An 18,687-nucleotide genomic window follows, 5' to 3' on the forward strand; every position below is an offset into this window, starting at 1 on the left:
GGCAGGCCCGATGTCGGCGAATTCGCATTGGCGCATGCGCGACCGTCGCGCGAGCAGCGCGACATATGGAAGTCGTCTCCCTATTGCACGTGCGGGTAGAGAACTCATTTCCAGATCGCTCCCGTCTTTATAGATTCGTCCTGTTCGGAGGGAACGTTCAATATAAGTCAGCCCAGGGATCGTTTCCACGATCGAAAAGATAACCTTGCCGACCCTAGCTCAGGATTTGGCATTTGTTCAATTGCAGAACCTGACAGGTTAACCTTCCTTTGAAAATGCCGATAATAGGCGATTTTCAGTCATTTTTAATTGTAGCCTAGGTATCTACAATCCCGATTAAGAGCCTGTTTTCTCAGGCCTATTCAAAATAGTACGTCTCGAACAGAGTGTAGACAGCAGACTCGTTAGCTATTCCCTCTCGTTCCGAATGAATACTTGATTTGGCAAAAACAGGAATGAAAGCGGCTTACGGACAACGACTGCTTCGCCCGCATTACGGCCGTTCGAACCACACCAGAGTGCGCCCGAAAGCAGAAATAAGGTTTGAGGAGCACGTGCGTCCGACTCCGGGATGGAAAGCCGTCGGTCGAACGGCCAGCCGACCACGAACCGATTAATCTTGAAACTCGGATCAGGGATGAGGGAATACCCAAAGTGCGGCCCCTTATACTTACCCCACTCTGATGCTAGTGTGGCCATCAGGGGGAACGCATCATGTCTACACTACCGAAGCCGCCTTTACAGTTGAAGGCGAATTGCCTTGGGCCAGTCGCAAAGCTCGATGCGCCGCTAAGCAAAAATGCTCGCAATATGATTTATGCGCGGAACGGGACAGGGAAATCGTTCATTACGCGGGCCCTGCGTTATCTAGACATGCACGGGCAACAATCAGATATTTCGGATGCTGCCTTCAGCCTCGTGTCTGAAGAGTCGGTAGATGGGCGAGGTAGTTTCTCCCTGACTCAAGGGACAACAGCCCTTGGGTCCTTGGCTCTCGACAATGGCAATTCAAGCGTCACGGCCACATGCACCGACCGGATTTTCCATGTCTTTTCAGATGACTTTGTTCATGCAGAGCTACGGCAAAACGACTATGATATGAACGGAAATATCGAAAGTGAGATCACCCTTGATCAGGATAATATCGACACTAAGGACGTAGAGAAGCAGCTCGAAACTAAGCAAAAGGATTCTGCTAAATCTCGCTTGCAACTCCAAAGCTTACTTGAGACGCAGAAGTTCGAAGAGTTGGTCGGTAAGGCGTCGATTAACCGCCAGCTTCGAGAATTCCGTGACGTTGGCGTTGATCGTCTCATCGCACTGGGCGAGCAACCATCCTTTCCAGAGCGTTCATTCAAGATGGTTTTAAGTGACATGGACGCCCTCAAGGCTATTCCTGCTGAGCCGCAGTACCCGTCAGAGCAGAGCGAAATAGCTGTCGATCCCGACAGCTTGCGTACGGTTGATGCCCTGTTGTCTCAAATCACATCTCCTTCGACTGTGTCTGAGCACATTAAGACGCTCCTAGAAAGTAACCCTAAATTTTTCGAGGCCGGACTGGACATGCTAGATCATGGTGGCGATGACAATTGTCCCTTCTGCAAACAGTCGGTCGCCCACCCCCCCGCGAAAGATCGCATAGAGCTTTATCTCGCGTACTTCGCTGACGCTGAGGGAAAGCATAAGGCGCAGCTGCGTGCCGCGTGGAGCAGCGTAAAAGCGCTAAGATCAACGGTAAGTGAGCGCGTCGCTTCGGTCACGAAGGAAGCTTTGAAATTTGAAGCACTCCGCAAGCTAGTGCCGTCGCAGAGGTCTGTTGTTCTCCCAGACATTAGCGGTCCTGCCAACTCCGTTGATGGATCGTTCGGAAGTTACCTCCAAGCCATTCAAACGAAAGGTACGTCCCCATCTTCAGATGTACCCCCTCCGGAACATGACATCTTCTCGCTTTTGGACCAGTTGAACCTTCACATTGTTGCGTACAATGTTGCCTTCGGAAAATTGTCGGCAGCCATACGGCAATCTGACGATGAGAGGAAAAGCCTTCACCGCGAAGCTTGCCTTACGTTTTCGGTGGAGTTTTCTCACTCAAATTGGGCAGATATCGCGGCTATACATCTGCTGGATCATGAAGTTGCGGCCGCAGAGGCCGAGCTAAAAGCTCTCAAAAAGTCTCAAGTCTCGACGAGTGTAAAGGAGCGAGTGGCACAGACTTTTGAGCTTCTCGTCTCCAGCTTCTTCGGCACGAAGTACTCCTTCGATCGCACCGCTTTCGTATTGAGAAGAGGAAACAAGAAAATGTCACGCGGCGCGAGCCGCACGTTGAGTGATGGTGAAAAGACCGCCATTGCATTCTGCTATTTCCTTGCATGTGCACACAAGAAAGTTAAGCAGACTTCGGATTATGCGAAGTTGTTCTTTGTTTTCGACGATCCGATCACGTCAATGTCTTATGACTTTGTGTTTTCAATCGCCCAGACGCTTAAAAATATGAGCATTAGCAACGCCGGAGTTTTTTCAATCAATCCCGCTGATATCGGCAGCGCACGAAGGCCAGAGCTGCTCGTCCTCACTCACAGTAGCTATTTTTACAATATCTGCATCACCAATCGCATCATCGAAAAAGAGGCGGCCTTCTTCCTGTATAAGGCCGGGAACGAGCACAAGCTTGCCAACCGTGCAAAATACGTTGCTCCTTTCGAGGAACACCTGAATGAAATCGTAGAAGTTCATGGGGGCCGCGAGGCGAACCACACAACTGGCAACGCCGTTCGCTGTGTCCTAGAAGCTATCGGGCGCTTTTGTCATCCGGACAAGTCGGAGTCTTTATCAGACTTCATCAAGTTCCTAGCAGGTGAGGAGAACTTCACCATCAAGAGCGTACTCATCAACAACTTGTCGCATGGCACTTACTACGACGAGACACCAAGTCCTGAGGAATTGCAGGAGGCGTGCAGTGAAGCGATCCTTATTGTTGAGCGTTATGCGCGGGGCCAATTGGAACTGGTACGCCTGATGTCCTCCGCGAATGCTAATATGGCCGCTTAGCGTAGTCGGCTAAGGGCCATGCTTGAGCAAAGAAGTTCGCCCTCGTGGGCTAGAGATTGCACGCGTTATCAATTTGTCGATTTCATGATGCCAATAGCTGACTGTCCGCTACTGCCCCAAAGCAGACGTTATGACCGCTTCGATGGGAAGCGAACTCATGTCCACTGCATTTGCAATACTAATCCTCTTAATGTTTTTGATAATTTCGCTTCCGTATAAGGACGACCACATTCAATATTTTTTTATAGCCCTCAGTGCCGTCATTGCGTTAGCGGCCTGGCTTTGTTAATCGCGCTAGCTCGGACCGAGCCGAATATTTCCGATCGGCCCAAAGGATGTTTAACCAGTGAACTTGATCCACAGGCGTTTGAACCATGCGATCACAGCCTTGATGCCCTTCGGCGGAACGCCACGCTTGAGCAAGCGATCATGCGCACGGCCGGCTTCGATCTGCGCACGAGACATCTTTCCGGCCCAACGAATGCGGCCACGTTCGATGATGTAATGTGAACCACAAGTAAAGTCGTGGTTGCCAATCGAGGGCCAGATTGAGGCACCCTCATCCTCCATAACGAGGGTATATTCTGTTGGAACGAGTGGCGATGACACCTCCTCTCCGCACCCGCAAGCACAATTATGAAGCGCAACATGACATTCGCGTGACACATAAAGAAAGCCGTCTTCCAGATGTTCCGGAATGTCGTCAACGAAAACGGTTATAAGACGATCCACCCGAGTCATCAATTATATCCTGCGGTTCGTGATGTTATTGCCCTCGATCATGAATGTCGCATTCCTTTCGTTGCGCTCGTCACGATAGAATGTCAGCCAACGCTTCCAACGCATAACCGCCATAATCGCATTAAGCGAATTGAGCTCCGCGACTTGAATGTCCGTTCCGTAGACATTGGCCTCTTCATCATCATCACCGAACGAGAGATGTGTCGTTACGTCCTTCCATGGTGTGCCAGGAGCAACGAACGTCGCGCGTGCACAACCATCGAGTATGTTCTCGTTAACCCCTAGACCAATCCCGGTGTCAATGAATGGAATGCCGAGGCGAACTAGACCTTCGGCAATTACACGCCGCGACGAGCCTTTGTCCACGCAGACAAATACGAAATCATAATCTGCAAATTCATCAATATTGTCATCCGTTACCCTCTTAGGGTGTGGCTTCACGCCATAATGCATGCGTGCGTAGAGCGTGGCGTAATAATCCACTTTGCGAGGAAAATCCTTTGCCAACTCCAGTTCGGGAGCACCAGGAGAACGAAAAAGATTGTGGTTTAGAAGTTGATCATCATCGTAGATATGAATCTCAGCCACCCGGGTCTTGGTTGCGAGATCGAGCAGGTAGGCGCCGGTGCCACCGAGGCCGATGATCGCAATGCAGCCGCTGAGCTTGCGATTGGCGGTGACAATTCCGTAGCGGGATGAAGCAGAATCGGGGATAGCGAAGGGGCTATCATCTTCCGTGCTGGCCAACATGATACCTGTACGGGCGTTCGCTGTCTTATCGTACGAGCGTGCGGCAGAGCCGAGGTGAGACTCGTAGGTGACTACTTTGTCGTAAATGTTGGCGTACTGTCCGGTACCTTCCGGTTTCGATGAGAAATAATGGCGGACCTTGATATCCGACCCAACGGTCGCTTCCGCGCTGTGATTGATGATATTGGTCATCGGCGAACCATCGCGATGGCAAGGCATCTCTCCCGTGAACCACATCGTGTGATCGGTTTGCGGTGTTGACGTCAGGCCCTCTGTATCCAGTGAGAGAGTGCAAACGAGCGTCCCCCGGCCGAGTAACATGTCGCCCGTAACATAGGGCACACTGTGGATGAGTAGAATGAGCTCGCGAATTTCGAGCTCAAACCCTTCTTCCTGCAACCGCTTCAGATACGGATCACGACTTATCAGATCGGCGGACATTGAAGACCATCCCTTTTTTGACTTCGATCTTCTCGCCTTCTACCAGATCACCTTCAGCACCATGAACACCTTTCAGGTACGTGATTGTGTACTTGAAGTTCTCGAAGTCGGCATCCGGGTATGCGAGTAGTGCGATCTCGCGATAGCTGTGCTTCCTCTTCGGCACCGTACGTGATCGGCCGTTTACCTTGATAATCACCGTCTTCGCCTCGCGGCTGCGAATGCGCTCGACGCCTTCATCACTAAGTTTCACCTCACCGTGAGCGGGAATAACCAGATCGCCGGCGCTGTCCAAAATTAACTCGAGGTCTTCGTCGATAGCGGCGTAGCGGTAGATGTCGTCAGCGGAGATCGTCGCTGCACCCCACTCCCAGCCGCGTTCGTTGACAGTAAAGGTGTAGATGCGGTCGCCCTGAGACGAGAGAAAAACGGCCTTCTCCTTGGGGTCGAAGGTCACTTCGTCTTCCAGCCCAATCGAATGGCCAGTGCCATCAATGATCTGGATAAGAATGAAGTCGCTCGCCGGCAGTAGGCCCGCAGCCTCGCGGATCTGGCTACCGTCCATGATCTTATCGATGGCCCCATAGGGAAGACCGTCGATAGCGAACTCAAATTTGCTGTGACCTTGGTCCATAAAAGCGCTCCATTTCTCAAGCGACTCTTGATCCCTCGCCCATCGTGGACTAAGGTGACAAGTGAGTCTCGATATAGACTTGTCTACATCAAGACCATGTGGCTATGCAAGTCTATTTTTGGACTATAGGGGAGAAGTGAGCGTGGCAAATAATGAACCTATCGCTCAGCCGGGCGACGGGCGATCTGCGATTCCACCAGTTATGGAAGCTTTCCAAGGACTGGCAGAATTGTGGCAGTTGTCCACTGAGGACCAATTACTGCTGCTCGGATCGCCTGGTCGATCGACGTTCTTTAAGTGGAAGAAGGAGGGCGGATCAATACCGAGAGATACCGTGGAACGAGTTTCCCACCTGCTGGCAATTCACAAAGCGTTGGAAATACTGCTGCCTGACACTCACGCAGCGGATGGTTGGGTGCGTCGGCCCAACAACTTCTTCAACGACCAGAGCGCACTTGACGTGATGCGCGGGGGCCAAGTCGTGGATATCTACCGTGTCCGTCAATATGTGGACGCCCAGCGTGGCGGTTAATGATTACACTTGGGTGGACGTTGACCAGACGTTCTATACATTAATTCCATCGCGGTTTCCCACGGTTGATGTGTTTGCGCGCGTCGCGAACGACCGCAGCAGCGAGCTGGCTGAGATCGAATCGCTCACCAACCCGCGACTGAAGGAGCGGGAGAGGTTGATGAATGGAACCCAAATCACCGATGGCAACGGGCCGCTTCTGCAAAACTGGAACCATGCTCCATTCACTTATATGAACCCCGAGGGTACTCGGTTTTTCGACGCGGACCGCCCTGCACTCGAGCTTTCGGCGGACATGCAGACTGCCCTAGTCATCTCGGTCAGGAAACGCGAGACGTTTCTCGTCAGGACAGCAGAGGCCCCGATCGGTTTGGAGATGCGCGAACTGTCTCGTCAGGTGAAAGGCCGATTCGCAAGCGTCCTAGATTGGGATCCCGGACTGGATCTTGTTGAGCGTCGCCGCCTCGGCCGTGAAATAGCCGAGGCCGGCTTCGACGGATTACTTTTTAGACCAGCGGAACGGCCATCGGGAATGTGTGTCAGTGTTCTCAAGGGTGAAGTGCTGCAGCGAGCAGTCCAGCGAAATCATTTCAAGTTCGTGTGGGACGGAAGTCGGGTCCGCGTGGTTTATTCATTTAGCTCGGGCGCTGAGTACTATCCAGAAGATCTAAGAGGGATGAAGCAAATTTTGGCGGCCTAACATCTGCAATGCCCGCTGTGCGTGCGTTCCTCAGCCTTCGTATCAAACGTCGGAAATCTTCGCGATCGACAAATCGATCTCCATCACGCCACCCGGTGGATGGTCAACCAATGAGACGGTCTTCCTTAAGTCGATTGTATGCGATCGCGATTGCTTCGGAGCTGAACTTCTCGCCCTTTTCAGGACTCCAAGTGCTAATCGCGTTTTCTATAGCGACGCTATCAGAGAGCTTTTCCCGCTGCGCCAAGAAGTGAACAGAAGAAAGTAGCTCCATCCCATAAGGGCTCTCATAACCCTCAATGAGCAGACTGGCACGCTTTATCACGGCTTCCGCGCGCGACCTGTCAACGCCGCCAAGGAAGCGTTCTGCTTCTTTGTAGGCGTCCCAAACTACGGTAGTTTCACGTTCTTCTGACGAGAAACCTGCAATTACGTGTCTGCGTTCCATTGACGCAAATACAGACTTCAGGTCCTCAGAATAAGGACCGAAATGGTTACGTTCGAACGACATACGATAATCAACGCCCATTTCCTGAAGGAAGTATACGATCTTTTGCATAACAATCCTGGTCAAGCCACCACCAAAGTAGTCGGACATATCACCGAATGCTTTAACTAGAACTGCGCGCTCGTAAGTCATTTCCATCTTATCATTCCGGCTCGTGTTCTCATCGCTTGGTGGGGCAAAGACGATGAAGTCAACGTCGTCTACAGGTGAAAGCTTCTCGATTAAGATTGGTTTCACCATATTCCAATCAAGCCCCCCATTTCCACAGCCTAAAGGGGGCAAAACCACGCTATTGATTGGCAGCTGTTTGATTTGTATGACAAAGTCATCTAGCCCATCTTCTATGTATGAGAGCTTCGATTTTTGCCGCCAATGATCTTTCGTTGGGAAATTCACAAGGAACCTCCACTCGTCTCGGCGCAAGATGCTATCGTTATTGTAAACAAATACCATGCCTGGTCGAAGAGACTTTGAGGCACAAAGGTTTTTGTATTTTTCATAGTTGCCTGGCCAGCGGTTTTTAAACTCGAGCGCGACACCTTTTCCCATCACACCTACGCAATTTACGGTGTTGACAATCGCATCTGCTCGCTCCGCGAACATATCACCTTGTTTGAAGATCACTGACATTAGAAATAGCACCCGCTTTTCACATAAACTGGCAATGAAATTTCCGTCGGAGCCATCATGCGTTCAACTTCGGATTTAATCCAGTCATTTTTCACAATGATACAATCGAACATGGTCAAAGGTATGGCGTCCCTCACTAAGAATTCGGCCATCCGTTTCCGGCTCCGGTTGGCATAACGCGGCGGGTCATCGCGGTCTGCGAAATACCGCGTAACCCCCTGATATCCGATCTCCGGAATATGTGCGCTGTAAGCGCCATCGTCAAACAAGCTCCATTCCAGGTGCTGTTCAATCTTAGTCACATCTGATCCAAAGACCGGCGGTGGGGCTAAGGAATTACAAGCGATATCGCTAAACCAAATGGGCATTGGCGCGGTCGTGAACCTTTCGATATTGCAAACAAAAAATACACGATCGTCCATCGTGGCTGTTCCCAGCGGCTGACCATCAGGAGCAACTAATGGGACATTTCCCTTGTGAATGGTGAAAGCCATTGCTGTTAACGGTGAGAAATAAAAGGCAACGTGATCGTTTATGGGACGGCCGCAAGGGGTCGTGATTTGCGTCCCGCGGCGACTAACAATCCCCGGGTACGACGTCTGATGACAAGGCTGCTCACCAGCGTGATTTTTGGACCTCAATTCACCATCCAAAAAAAACCGAGCACAATCAAGATAGTATGTCATTCGAAATATAAAACGCGGGGTCGGCATTGTTTGGCACTTCCACGATAAAACGGAAGATGAGGCGTTATCTGTAATATCCATGAAATACAAGGGCGATGAACACTTTGGCAGACCCACTACCCGTAAGTGCACTACTTAAGCTTGATTGACGTGAGCCAAAAAGCAGCCGTTCATAACGATATCATGCTGGTGAGATGGTCCGGTTTGGCAACGATAATCCTCCACTAAAGCGAGCGACTGGACATATTTTTCCGATCAGCCTTGGCTTTCATCTAAACCACCAATCGGCACGAGCATCAAAAACCGGAAATGAACTTGTAAACAATTTGATCCAGATCAGTCCGGCATTTCCACTACGGAGACACCTGGGATGCGCTCTTGGGCCAAGGCGACCAAATGCGCGTGATGCGTGAAGATAATTGCCTGCCCACTGCGCCCGATTTCGGCACATAGATTCAAGGCAGCAGCAGCGCGGGTGTCATCGAAGCTCTCCATGATGTCGTCGAGGATCATGGGTAGCGGGCCAGGATCGCGAGCAAAACTGCGATAGCCGGCAAGACGTAGCGCAAAATAAAGCTGACCCATGGTTCCGGTCGACATATTCTCAACTAGTACAGGTTTGCCTCCTGACTTGATGCCAACCAACTTTTCACCTTCCGATTGGCTCCAGACCTCAACTCTTTCCCATGCCCGCGAAGTCATGGTGACAAAAGCCTTCTCCACATCCAGGAGCATTGTACTACGTCGTTCCGCGGCCAGACGTCTCAATGCGCCCTGCGCCGCCAACACCCCTAGCCGAGCAACGACCGCTTGGCGGGCACCACTTCTCAGCTCTTCGAGGATCGTGGCGTGTTCTGTGACAAGATCGCTGTTGTCAGCGGCGTTGTAGGCCTCACTATAGAGGCGGTCCCTTTCAACGGATGCATCGCGAGATCGATCGCGTGCCTCTTGCGCATCATCAAGCTCCTGCAGCAACTCCGCAGCTCGCGTCGTGTCTGGCAAACGTGCCAACTCTTCGTCAAAGAGCGCTTTGTCCACCCCATCACGTATATCGTTTCGAAGCCCATCCGCATTGCTGCGCTCGGCACGCAATTCGTCACGTTCGACCAGAAGATCAGCGCGCTCTGTTGGCGCCAAATCAGCACCACCTTGCTCCTCAAACAGCTTGTTTAACTTAATCTGCGCGTCATCCAGGGTCTCCATGGCCCGCTTCCGACTTTGGATCTCTTCCTCAAGGCGTTGTTCTTCACTTCTTCTCAGACGGTCCGCTTCTGCCGCGTTTGAAGCACACCTTCTGGCACGATCGATAATGAGAAGAGGATTGTCTTCTGAAATGGCGGATGTCTTGAGAATATCAGCCAAACGTGTCGCGCATTGGGCTAGGGTTTCCAATGCGCGTTCGAGTGCTTCGACGCGTGCAGTCAGACTTTTACGCTCGACGTGAAGCTGTTGCAGTGTGCGCAGGTGCGGCAATGCCGCTTTGATACCGGATGCCGTGCGATCAGGGAGGGGCAGCGCGACGGTTGACACTTCCAGCTTGGCTATAGCAGCGTTCTTTTCCGCTTCGGCTTTTGAAACGGTCTTTTCGTGGTCTGATATGATTTGCTCATCTCCACGCCATTTCTCCCAGATTTGGCGCACAGTGTTCTGAAGGGCGAGAGCCTTGCCGACCAGTGCCGGGATATCCGCCTCTTCACCTTCGATATCTACCAGTCCTGCGGCAGCTGACAGACCGTCGAATGCCGCCTGGCGACATTTTGAGAGCTCTACTAGTGCCTTCTCGGAGTTCGCAACCTCAGCCGTGATCTCAGCTGCCGTCAAAAGGGTGGTAAGTCTCCCGGCAAACGACGCTGGGCCGGTATCGAGGGGGAAGCCCAGAACCCTAGCGATTGCGGCAATCCGCTTGGACAACATCTCGCGCTTCTTGGTTAGCTCTTCGAGTTTGGCCTTTGCGATATCACGTTTGGCTCCCGCAGTGTTTTCCTGCCTGCGGGAGTTAGCCAGTTGCTGCCTTGCCTCCGCACCCATCAGAAAATTCGTGCGAGCTCCATCGTCGGCGTACATGTCTTTCTCGAAACGGTAAGCCGTTTCGTCTGACAAAGTGGCGCGATGCAACACCCAAGCCGCATCTCTCTGGCGACGCGTCTCTTCGGTCGCAGTAACATCAAGCGAAGCGGGCTCGCCTTCGTCAGCCTCCCGCATTGCGCGAGCAGTTTTGTATTCTCCTTCGCGGATCTCCATATCCGCTGCGGCAGAGGCAATGTTCGAAGTAACGGTGTTCCATTCCTGCAATACATCCTCGAGCGATTCGCGCGCAGGAAGACCGATTTCGAGAAGCGTCGGCCAATTCGCGGGAAGACCGGAAACCACTTTCGCAAGTCGCGCGCGTTCCGTTTCAAGGATGTATTCGGACGTGGAAATATCTGGGACTTTCTGCCAGGCATCATACTTCACCTGCAGCTGTGACAAATCCTGCGGCTCGGGCGGAGCATCTCCGAGCTGATCGCGCGCAGTTTTGAGAATATTATTAGCTGCCCTTACCTCTCCTTCGGTAGTCAGACAGGCTTGAGCAACGTTTGCCAGGTTCTCAAGTTCTTCGCGTTCCAAAACCAATGATGCCGGTGGCGCATCAGGTAGCTGTAGCGCTTTCTGGATCTGGTATATCTGGCGAACCACCTCATCTCGCTCCCCAGTTCGCTTTTCGAGGTCAGATTCGGCCGTAGCTGCGCGCGCTGTCAGGGGAGCGCCGTCAATTTTCTCCTGGTCCAGCTTCGCGAGTTCAGCAGCGAGATCCGGAGCAGCAAGATCGGATTCATTTGCAGTGATAACCTCTTCGTGACGTGCTATTTTCCCGTCGGCTTCCTCTATGCGCTCAGTCTTTTGCGATATCGTTGCAACAAGGGTAGCTATTTGTTCAATGGCACCTTTCCTCAAACCCGGTCCATCGGGATACTGACTTAGCCCTTCGTCCATTCTGCGAATTTCTTCGGTCCGATCATGCCAGATCTGAGCAGCTTTACCTGCCGCCTGCCGTTTTCTCGCCCGGGCAAGTTCGGCGTCCGCTTCATTGAACGTCTTCTGCGATGTCTCCCTGTCTTTTCGTAGTGCGCGCTCTCGGTCCGGCGTCAGACGTTCAGTGCGCAGCGCGCGTCCGATCTCCGTCAACCGGTCCTTGCCGGTCTTGAGATCGGTAGTTCGTCCGCTCTTTTTGTGAAACTGTTCGGCGCGCGCAGTCATTTCTTCCAGGACGCCGGATATACCCGTCAATCCCGATACTCCTGCGTGTAGTAGCTGCCCCAGATCTCCCTTTGCATCCGCAATGCGTTCGCCGCCTCTGCGGAGTCCTTCGTCATTCAGTGAAAATCGTTCGACGTAGTTGTCCCACCCAAGTCCATGGAGCGCACTCGAGAGGACGGCTTCTTCAACCGGGCGGTCTTGGTGATCCAGCAGGGATTGAGTGCGTTTACCGTTGCGGCGCAGGACAATCGGTCCACGCCCCGGTATATCCAGCTCCGCACCCACAAGAAGGTCGCTACGTTCGAATTGGAAAGCGTAGGGATGGGTTCCCGACTTCATACCGAAGAGAAGTTCCAGAAATCCGTTGAATGCCGTGGATTTTCCCGATTCATTCGGGCCGTAGATCACGGTGACGTCGGGTGTGCCATCTGTGCGGCCGGGAAACACGATATTTTCGCCGCCAAAACGACCGTAGCGGATGAGATCAAGCCTGTTAAGTCTCATTGCGTGGTCCCCGCATGAAGGGACAGTGTGACCTCGTTGATGGCTTCCTCCAAGAGATCATTCAAGGCCACCTCAGCTAATTCATCGGCGATTTCGCGCGGCAGTACCGTCCGGAGTTCTTCGAGTATCTGTTTGCTAGCAAACTGGAAACTAGGTTCGCGCAGCTCCTCCTGCATCAAACGCAATAGATCATCCGCCCTCGAGTCGGCGTGCTGCCCTGGAACAACCACCTTTATTTTGTCCAGAAAGACGCGGTCTATGTTTTCCAGGACCTCGTTCGTAAAGGATGTCAGCACATCGGTCGTATGGTGACCTGTAATCAGTTGCAGACGTACCGCAGTGATATCTTCGGGATGCTGCATACCCTGAAGTCCCGTTCGAAGGGCGCTCAGCACTTCCTGAACGTTGGAACACTCGCTCAAGTCCAGTGAGCATTGCTTGAATGTTAGCTGCCCGACTTCGTGCCTCTCGATGGCAGGTGTGCCGTTTCCAAGTTCGACAATCACGATAGTGCCTCCAGCCCGTTCCCCGAAATGACGTGGCTGCGGTATGCCTGGCATAACAGCGCGCACCAGATCTGACGTGCGCTCGAAGGGCGTGTGGATATGTCCGAGGCACCAGAGATCATAGCCGTGAGCCATCAGCTCCTGTTCGGAGCAGGGTGCGTAAGGGTCGTGTTGGGGTGATCCATCCAGAGATGTGTGCATCAACCCGACGTTTTTCCGCCCCGGTACAGGCGCGGGATAATCAGGCAAGAAGCTTTTTGAAACGTGGCTCACATCGAATGACAAACCATGGAACCAGACACCTTCTATCTCAACACTTGGCGCTCCCTTGTGCAACAGATGGATCGTGGGGCCAAGATCTCCATGGGCACGATGATCTAGGAGAGCATCGTGGTTTCCGCGGATCAGCACTGTGGGAATATTGGCCTCCGCGGCCCGCGCCAGCTGGGCGACAAGAAAAGCACGGGACTTCAAGTCTGGCTGGTCATTGTCAAAAATGTCTCCAGCGAGAACCAGTACATCAATGTTTTTTGATATGGCCAGGTCGACAATGCGGACAAAAGCGTCGCGGCTTGCCTGCTTCAGCCTGTCGCCCAATTCAGGGTTACGCATCGCGGCAGAGCGGATAGGTGATCCGAGATGAATGTCAGCTGAAACAAGAAGGCGCATGGATTTCCAGTATTTTCCCGAATCTGACGTTCAGGTCACTGACCCCACATTAAAACGATAGGCTGTGGATTCAGTTTTGTCCAAACCAAAGTTTCTGCGTTAGAAATGGATACAGACGATCCATCAAATTATGCACAGCCGCTCGATTCAAACTATGCAGTTTCAAAAGGAGCACAGGGCTGTGTCAAGTGGCCGCTTTCTTAAACCGCTCCCCGAAACTGATCGTCGCCTCCCGGCCCCTCCGTCGCGGCCTTGATCGCTCTGGATCTCCGATTGCTGTCAAAGTGGCGAGCCGGATGTTATTCTCACAATTTTGCACACGAGCGCGGATTGCGTAGCAGCAAGAATCATCTCAGATTGCAATCAAAAGCACTTATAATTCATCCGGGGGTCACCAAATGGGAAGTACGAGATCAGGTCGTTTCACAGACTACTCAGGCTCGCGCAGCAATGACGGGACTGGCGGCGCCAGCGGCATTGACCGGTGCCGTCAAGCCTTCTCGTGTGCTCTTGAAGAAGTCGAGCTATGCGACTACTTCGTTAGACACTCCACCGTGCCTCCTGTGGGGACGGAATTGGTCATAGCCCATCGAGGACGTCTCTTTGCGGCAACAACGCAGGGCTTGAAGGTCGGCGCCCTGCCAACCAGCTACAATTATATCGCGGCGTGCATGAAAGACGAAATCAGTTATGTCGGTGTTGTAACAGCTTCGGGTTTGTTGCCTGTACCCTACGTGTCCGCAGACTTCACCGCGCAATGAGGGCTCAATATGGCTCGCTATTGCTTGTAGGCGAAATTATCGTCGACTTCACGATCGCGCGGCCCGCCGTCGAATGTAAGTTACGACTGGGCGGGATCGTTCATGCGGCTCGTGGACTGTGGGCTAGCGGAATCCCTTATGCTGTAGCTGCTGTTTGCCCACGTTATGTCGTGGAACAGACGAAGCGGTATCTGTGCGCCCACGGTTGCCGGGAGTTTATATGGCTTGGCGAAGTCTCGGGGTCTCCAAACGTAATGGTGATTGGAGACCCTACGGAGGTCGCTGATCAAGGCTATGAGGATCTACTTCGCGAAGAGAAGGAGGTCGCTATCCATAACGTTGGGGATGCGCTAGCCACGTATCATGAAGTCCTCGTTTTTCCGGGCAGCTTTGATCTCTCTCAGGTCAAAGGTTTGTTTTCCGAACAAGCGCGCTTCAGCTTTGATATCGCTTACGATGCGGAAGATTTTTCCGTACTGGAAGTATTCTTGGGCCGTGTGAGAGCGGTCATAATTTCCACATCGTCCCCGCTTTTCATGCGCTTAGGGTCTGACAACGTTGACGCCGTTCTGAGGATAGCAGCCAATCTGGGTGCGGAAGTTTTCCTGCTCAAGGAGAATCGTGGCGGAAGTCGGCTCTTCGATATTTTGAAGGGTACTGTCGAAATTATCCCCGCGCTGTTGTCGGCCACGGTCAACTCCGTCGGGGTCGGCGACGTGTATTCCGCGGTCATGGCCGGCCGCTCGGATTTAGGATGGGAAGAGGCCGCATGGAGGGGAGCGAGGGCAGCCACTTCCTATTCTCAAACCACCTATCCCGACGATTTTAGACGGGATGTTGAACGTGAACTAAAACTTTCACTAGGAGAGCTCCGCGACTTGGGCGGCACGATCCTGCCGTGGCACGAAAGGCCGTTTTTCTCGATCTATTTAGCAGCCCCAGACTTTTCCTATACAGACAAGCCAGAAATTGATCACGCGGTAGAGGCTCTACGCTATCATAACTTCAACGTCCGACGACCTATCCAGGAAAACGGCGAGCTTCCCCTTGCAAGCTCCACTTCCGTTTTACGAGAGACGTTTGCGCGCGATTTAGCTCTGCTGGAGAAATGCGAGGTCGTGTTTGCCGTACCTCTGGACCGCGATCCAGGAACGCTGATTGAGATGGGCTTCGCCATGGCGCGACAGAAGCCCGTCATTACATTCGACCCCCGTAGGGAAAACAACAACACTATGGTAGTCGGCGGAAGTACGAGCTACTCCGATAATCTGGATCTGTGCCTGAACGGCCTCTTCAATGCCGTTTCGAAACTGTGGGTTGCTCAATCATGAAAAGCGCAGTTTTACTGGCCTCAGGCGGCCTGGACTCTACTACCGTCGCTTATGAACTTGCTGAAGACGGCGTGGACGTATTTCCCCTTTTCTTCGACTACGGCCAGCACTGTGTGGAAACGGAATGGAACCGGGTGAACGAAGTCCTCCCGCGGAGTATACGACAACCAGAGCGGTGCGACATCTCGGATATCTTTCGAGGCTCTTCCTCCCGGCTAATAAAGGAGGCGGACCTCTGGCAAGAAGACGTCGCCGACGCTGAACTATACGTCCCCTACCGAACGATGTTGTTTTTCGCTGCGGCAGCGGCCCGGGCGCAAACCTTGGGCATTCTCGATGTTTACACAGGGTTTATTAACAGCAACCACGCAAAGGAAATCGACTGTACAGCGGAGTTCATGAACGGAATCGACGGTTTGATAGACAACATTGGTCCGGTCCGGTTCACCTCGCCCTTCCGCTTCTCGTCGAAAACAGATGTCGTTCAGGTCGCCATACGTCGGGGTGTTCCAATCGGCCAAACGTTCTCTTGTCAAGCAGCAAGCGCTTTTCCGTGCGGAGCATGTCCCAATTGCGTTGAGCGCCTTCACGCGCTAGAGGATGCTGGTCTCGTAAAATCTCAAGCCAAGGTCGATTGAAATGCAGCCCTCGACGATACAGATGCTAGTCGCCGCTCGTCGTGTCGCGGACTACGCCATGGAGATGGGAGCCGCTATCAACCGAGAGACTGTCCGTGCATCCTATGACCATATGGGGGCTGTTCTTGCGGACTCCGTCTTGCAAGCGGGCCTGAACTACAGATCCGTAGTTCTCCCTCGCGTGGCCGCTATCTTGGATCGTTTTCCCAATCATGATTGTACTTCCAAGCTCGTCGAACTGATTGAGGGCGGAGAAACCTCAAGTTTCCTCAACTGGCAGCACCCCGAGAAGATTGGACGGTTCGAGGCGCTGGTTCGCTTCCTTAGTCGCCAATCGGTCGAGAATGTCGTTGTTTTGAAACACCGCCTGCAAGACGGTTCGTTTATTCTGCCCCTCAGGGAAGTCCGAGGTATCGGCCCAAAGACTGTGGACTATATGCAGTGTCTCGTCGGTATAGATTCGATCGCAGTTGATCGTCACGTACGGACGTTCGCCAAACGGGTTGGGGTCATCGAAGATGACTACGACTTTCTGAGATCGGTGTTTTGCAATGCTGCCGATCTCCTATCGGTTTCCCGACGTGATTTCGATGCCTGGGTGTGGCGACGAGAGTCGACTCTGTCGACCAAGCAGCTAGGATTTGCGTTTTAACTGAAAATTCCGGATGCGGATGGCTACATCAGCCAAGCCTACTTCCCTTTTACAGTTTCACAGTACGCTTTTGTTACACGATGGCGGTTCGGTGGAGCAAACTTATTCGCTCCCCCGCACGCACGCGTTCAGTTTAGATGGGTTTAAAAATGCTTTCTGCGGAATCCGATCTAAGTCGGGCCCAGAACTCTATCGCGTATCTATCTGTCATGCCCGCTACGAAGTCGCATATATGACGGGCCTTCAATGCTTTATCTTCGCCGGCATCCTGCACCTGCTTGCGTACGTCGTCTGGCATCAGCAGATGACCGTTATCCTTCTCAAGCGCCTTGAAGATATCTTGAACAAGCTCGGTGCCGCGGTACTCGCCCAGCTTCACCCTGTTCGAATAAATCGTCGACAGATACGTGTACTGCTTGAGGATTTCGACCTTAATGCGCGTTTCCTTGACTAAGTTCACCCTAGATAGCGCGGGGAACTCTTCATTGATCGTTAGTTCGACATCGTTGATAAATTCGTGGACCAGTTCCGACGACAGCTCCACTCTCTTACCCGCGTCCATATTGAGATCACGCGAAGCTCTCATCGCCTTGATGAAGTTTATAATATCGTCCTGCTGCCGCTCTTCCCCTGCATCAGGGGTCTTTGGTTCTTCTGAGGTAAAGATATCGCTGAAGATAGCTACAAACGTGGCTTGGACTTTGGACATGCTAACCGTTTCGCCGATCTCGTCCTTAAGCTGTTCAGTCACCACTTCGGCGACCCGCTTCAGCAGCTCGTCGTCGGTTGCCAATATCGAAGCCGGCGTCAGGAAACCGGCCTTGAGGCTGTCTTCCAGATCGTAAACCGAGTAGGCAATGTCATCAGCGATATCCATGATCGCACATTCGACAGTCTTGAACTTTGTTCCATCTGGAAGCGGCTTGCCAGCTAATACTTTATATTTGATATCCGCTACGATCGTTGCCTCCGAACTATAGTAACCTTTTTGAGGTTTCTTGGCTTCGGATCGCTCAATCGGTATTTCGGTGTCATATTTCAAAATAGCAGCGAGCGTGCGGAAGCACAGATTCAGTCCGGCACGCCGATCGCCATCTACGGGCTCGTCGTATCTCGCTTTTTTTTCAAGGCGGCTTAGAATTCTGAGCGTCTGAGCATTGCCCTCGAATCCGCCGTATTCCCTCATCTTCACATCGAGCGCGCGTTCACCGTTGTGACCGAATGGAGGATGTCCGATATCATGAACCAGTCCGGCCGCGGCGCACAGCCGGCTGTCGATTTTCTCATTGCTAAGATCTTTGGCGTACACTTCATTAAGACGGTCCGCGATACCTTCAGCTATCTGTGCTACTTCAAGCGAATGCGTCAGCCGATTGCGAAAGAAGTCAGACTCGTGACCTGGAAAAACCTGTGTTTTACCCTGAAGCCGTCTGAAACTGGCGCTGTGGATAATCCTGCCGAAATCCCTTACGAAGGGAGGCCTCCAGGGGTCCGACTTGTCGCTCTCGCCGTTCTGGCGCTGACGATCGTCGTCACTGTACATCTTCCAGTGCACTAGCGGCGAGCCTGTGTCTGTACGCGAACTTGCTCTTTAGCAGCCTTCTTCGCTTCCGTCTCACGTTTGAGCTGCAGGCCCAATCGCACTGCTTCCCGGACCTTATCCTGGTTCATTTCCGCTGCCTTCCGGGCTTCAACTACTGCTGTGTATGCCATTTTCTT

General features: G+C 52.6%; 16 protein-coding genes. 7 read left to right on the forward strand and 9 right to left on the reverse strand.

Annotated elements, in window-relative coordinates:
• Nucleotides 1-714 precede the first annotated feature (714 nt).
• Nucleotides 715-3,048, forward strand: a complete 2,334-nt coding sequence (locus tag ABKW30_RS28195) for an AAA family ATPase (RefSeq protein WP_348602285.1) — start codon at nt 715-717, stop codon at nt 3,046-3,048.
• Between the two features lie 339 nt (nt 3,049-3,387).
• Here the strand turns inward: ABKW30_RS28195 and ABKW30_RS28200 are convergent, their stop codons facing one another.
• The 3 genes from ABKW30_RS28200 to ABKW30_RS28210 are packed head-to-tail and all read right to left on the reverse strand — an operon-like array spanning nt 3,388 to nt 5,614.
• Nucleotides 3,388-3,789 (reverse strand): DUF6527 family protein, encoded by a 402-nt coding sequence (locus tag ABKW30_RS28200; protein WP_348602286.1) that lies wholly within the window; start codon nt 3,787-3,789, stop codon nt 3,388-3,390.
• Between the two features lie 3 nt (nt 3,790-3,792).
• Nucleotides 3,793-4,980, reverse strand: coding sequence for a ThiF family adenylyltransferase (locus ABKW30_RS28205; RefSeq protein ID WP_348602287.1), 1,188 nt, complete (start codon nt 4,978-4,980; stop codon nt 3,793-3,795).
• Complete coding sequence (locus tag ABKW30_RS28210) at nt 4,955-5,614, reverse strand: multiubiquitin domain-containing protein (protein ID WP_348602288.1); 660 nt, start codon at nt 5,612-5,614, stop codon at nt 4,955-4,957. The genes ABKW30_RS28205 and ABKW30_RS28210 overlap by 26 nt, the downstream gene beginning before the upstream one ends.
• 142 nt (nt 5,615-5,756) lie before the next feature.
• Here ABKW30_RS28210 and ABKW30_RS28215 point away from each other — a divergent pair, with 142 nt between their 5' ends.
• Nucleotides 5,757-6,146 (forward strand): MbcA/ParS/Xre antitoxin family protein, encoded by a 390-nt coding sequence (locus tag ABKW30_RS28215; RefSeq protein ID WP_348602289.1) that lies wholly within the window; start codon nt 5,757-5,759, stop codon nt 6,144-6,146.
• Complete coding sequence (locus ABKW30_RS28220; protein ID WP_348602290.1) at nt 6,109-6,846, forward strand: RES family NAD+ phosphorylase; 738 nt, start codon at nt 6,109-6,111, stop codon at nt 6,844-6,846. Before ABKW30_RS28215 ends, ABKW30_RS28220 begins: the two co-directional genes overlap by 38 nt.
• Before the next feature lie 103 nt (nt 6,847-6,949).
• On the opposite strand, the gene ABKW30_RS28225 is transcribed toward ABKW30_RS28220, so the two are convergent.
• The 4 genes from ABKW30_RS28225 to ABKW30_RS28240 all read right to left on the reverse strand — a co-directional run bounded on the left by ABKW30_RS28225 (nt 6,950) and on the right by ABKW30_RS28240 (nt 13,586).
• The gene (locus ABKW30_RS28225; RefSeq protein ID WP_348602291.1) at nt 6,950-7,984 is read right to left on the reverse strand and encodes a macro domain-containing protein; all 1,035 of its coding nucleotides are present in this window, start codon (nt 7,982-7,984) and stop codon (nt 6,950-6,952) included.
• Nucleotides 7,984-8,751, reverse strand: a complete 768-nt coding sequence (locus ABKW30_RS28230; protein ID WP_348602292.1) for a DarT ssDNA thymidine ADP-ribosyltransferase family protein — start codon at nt 8,749-8,751, stop codon at nt 7,984-7,986. Before ABKW30_RS28230 ends, ABKW30_RS28225 begins: the two co-directional genes overlap by 1 nt.
• 255 nt (nt 8,752-9,006) lie before the next feature.
• Nucleotides 9,007-12,411: an AAA family ATPase gene (locus tag ABKW30_RS28235; protein WP_348602293.1), complete on the reverse strand. Its 3,405-nt coding sequence runs from the start codon at nt 12,409-12,411 to the stop codon at nt 9,007-9,009.
• Nucleotides 12,408-13,586 carry a DNA repair exonuclease gene (locus ABKW30_RS28240; protein WP_348602294.1) on the reverse strand — a complete coding sequence of 393 codons (1,179 nt, stop codon included), beginning with the start codon at nt 13,584-13,586 and terminating at the stop codon, nt 12,408-12,410. The genes ABKW30_RS28235 and ABKW30_RS28240 overlap by 4 nt, the downstream gene beginning before the upstream one ends.
• Nucleotides 13,587-13,984: 398 nt before the next feature.
• Between ABKW30_RS28240 and ABKW30_RS28245 the strand changes: the two genes are divergently transcribed.
• The 4 genes from ABKW30_RS28245 to ABKW30_RS28260 all read left to right on the forward strand — a co-directional run bounded on the left by ABKW30_RS28245 (nt 13,985) and on the right by ABKW30_RS28260 (nt 16,968).
• Nucleotides 13,985-14,347 carry a hypothetical protein gene (locus ABKW30_RS28245; protein ID WP_348602295.1) on the forward strand — a complete coding sequence of 121 codons (363 nt, stop codon included), beginning with the start codon at nt 13,985-13,987 and terminating at the stop codon, nt 14,345-14,347.
• 254 nt (nt 14,348-14,601) lie between these two features.
• Nucleotides 14,602-15,678: a nucleoside 2-deoxyribosyltransferase gene (locus ABKW30_RS28250; RefSeq protein WP_348602296.1), complete on the forward strand. Its 1,077-nt coding sequence runs from the start codon at nt 14,602-14,604 to the stop codon at nt 15,676-15,678.
• Nucleotides 15,675-16,316 (forward strand): 7-cyano-7-deazaguanine synthase, encoded by a 642-nt coding sequence (locus ABKW30_RS28255; protein WP_348602297.1) that lies wholly within the window; start codon nt 15,675-15,677, stop codon nt 16,314-16,316. The genes ABKW30_RS28250 and ABKW30_RS28255 overlap by 4 nt, the downstream gene beginning before the upstream one ends.
• A 1-nt stretch (nt 16,317) precedes the next feature.
• A complete protein-coding gene (locus tag ABKW30_RS28260; protein WP_348602298.1) occupies nt 16,318-16,968 on the forward strand; it encodes a hypothetical protein in 651 nt (216 codons plus the stop codon).
• Between the two features lie 133 nt (nt 16,969-17,101).
• On the opposite strand, the gene ABKW30_RS28265 is transcribed toward ABKW30_RS28260, so the two are convergent.
• On the reverse strand, nt 17,102-18,511 hold the full coding sequence (locus ABKW30_RS28265; RefSeq protein ID WP_348602299.1) for an anti-phage deoxyguanosine triphosphatase: 1,410 nt from the start codon (nt 18,509-18,511) through the stop codon (nt 17,102-17,104).
• Nucleotides 18,512-18,522: 11 nt separating this feature from the next.
• Nucleotides 18,523-18,681 (reverse strand): hypothetical protein, encoded by a 159-nt coding sequence (locus ABKW30_RS28270; RefSeq protein ID WP_348602300.1) that lies wholly within the window; start codon nt 18,679-18,681, stop codon nt 18,523-18,525.
• Between the last annotated feature and the right edge of the window lie 6 nt (nt 18,682-18,687).

It is taken from the genome of Phyllobacterium sp. SB3 (assembly GCF_040009165.1).
Lineage (GTDB): Bacteria > Pseudomonadota > Alphaproteobacteria > Rhizobiales > Rhizobiaceae > Phyllobacterium.

Excerpts from the sequence above, each read along its gene's own strand:
- ABKW30_RS28225 (WP_348602291.1), bottom strand. The coding sequence starts at position 7,984 with ATGTCAGTGATCTTCAAACAAGGTGATATGTTCGCGGAGCGAGCAGAT.
- ABKW30_RS28200 (WP_348602286.1), bottom strand. The coding sequence starts at position 3,789 with ATGACTCGGGTGGATCGTCTTATAACCGTTTTCGTTGACGACATTCCG.
- ABKW30_RS28245 (WP_348602295.1), top strand. The coding sequence starts at position 13,985 with ATGGGAAGTACGAGATCAGGTCGTTTCACAGACTACTCAGGCTCGCGC.
- ABKW30_RS28205 (WP_348602287.1), bottom strand. The coding sequence starts at position 4,980 with ATGTCCGCCGATCTGATAAGTCGTGATCCGTATCTGAAGCGGTTGCAG.
- ABKW30_RS28250 (WP_348602296.1), top strand. The coding sequence starts at position 14,602 with ATGGTGATTGGAGACCCTACGGAGGTCGCTGATCAAGGCTATGAGGAT.
- ABKW30_RS28265 (WP_348602299.1), bottom strand. The coding sequence starts at position 18,511 with ATGTACAGTGACGACGATCGTCAGCGCCAGAACGGCGAGAGCGACAAG.
- ABKW30_RS28240 (WP_348602294.1), bottom strand. The coding sequence starts at position 13,586 with ATGCGCCTTCTTGTTTCAGCTGACATTCATCTCGGATCACCTATCCGC.
- ABKW30_RS28235 (WP_348602293.1), bottom strand. The coding sequence starts at position 12,411 with ATGAGACTTAACAGGCTTGATCTCATCCGCTACGGTCGTTTTGGCGGC.
- ABKW30_RS28270 (WP_348602300.1), bottom strand. The coding sequence starts at position 18,681 with ATGGCATACACAGCAGTAGTTGAAGCCCGGAAGGCAGCGGAAATGAAC.
- ABKW30_RS28230 (WP_348602292.1), bottom strand. The coding sequence starts at position 8,751 with ATGGATATTACAGATAACGCCTCATCTTCCGTTTTATCGTGGAAGTGC.
- ABKW30_RS28260 (WP_348602298.1), top strand. The coding sequence starts at position 16,318 with ATGCAGCCCTCGACGATACAGATGCTAGTCGCCGCTCGTCGTGTCGCG.
- ABKW30_RS28255 (WP_348602297.1), top strand. The coding sequence starts at position 15,675 with ATGAAAAGCGCAGTTTTACTGGCCTCAGGCGGCCTGGACTCTACTACC.
- ABKW30_RS28195 (WP_348602285.1), top strand. The coding sequence starts at position 715 with ATGTCTACACTACCGAAGCCGCCTTTACAGTTGAAGGCGAATTGCCTT.
- ABKW30_RS28210 (WP_348602288.1), bottom strand. The coding sequence starts at position 5,614 with ATGGACCAAGGTCACAGCAAATTTGAGTTCGCTATCGACGGTCTTCCC.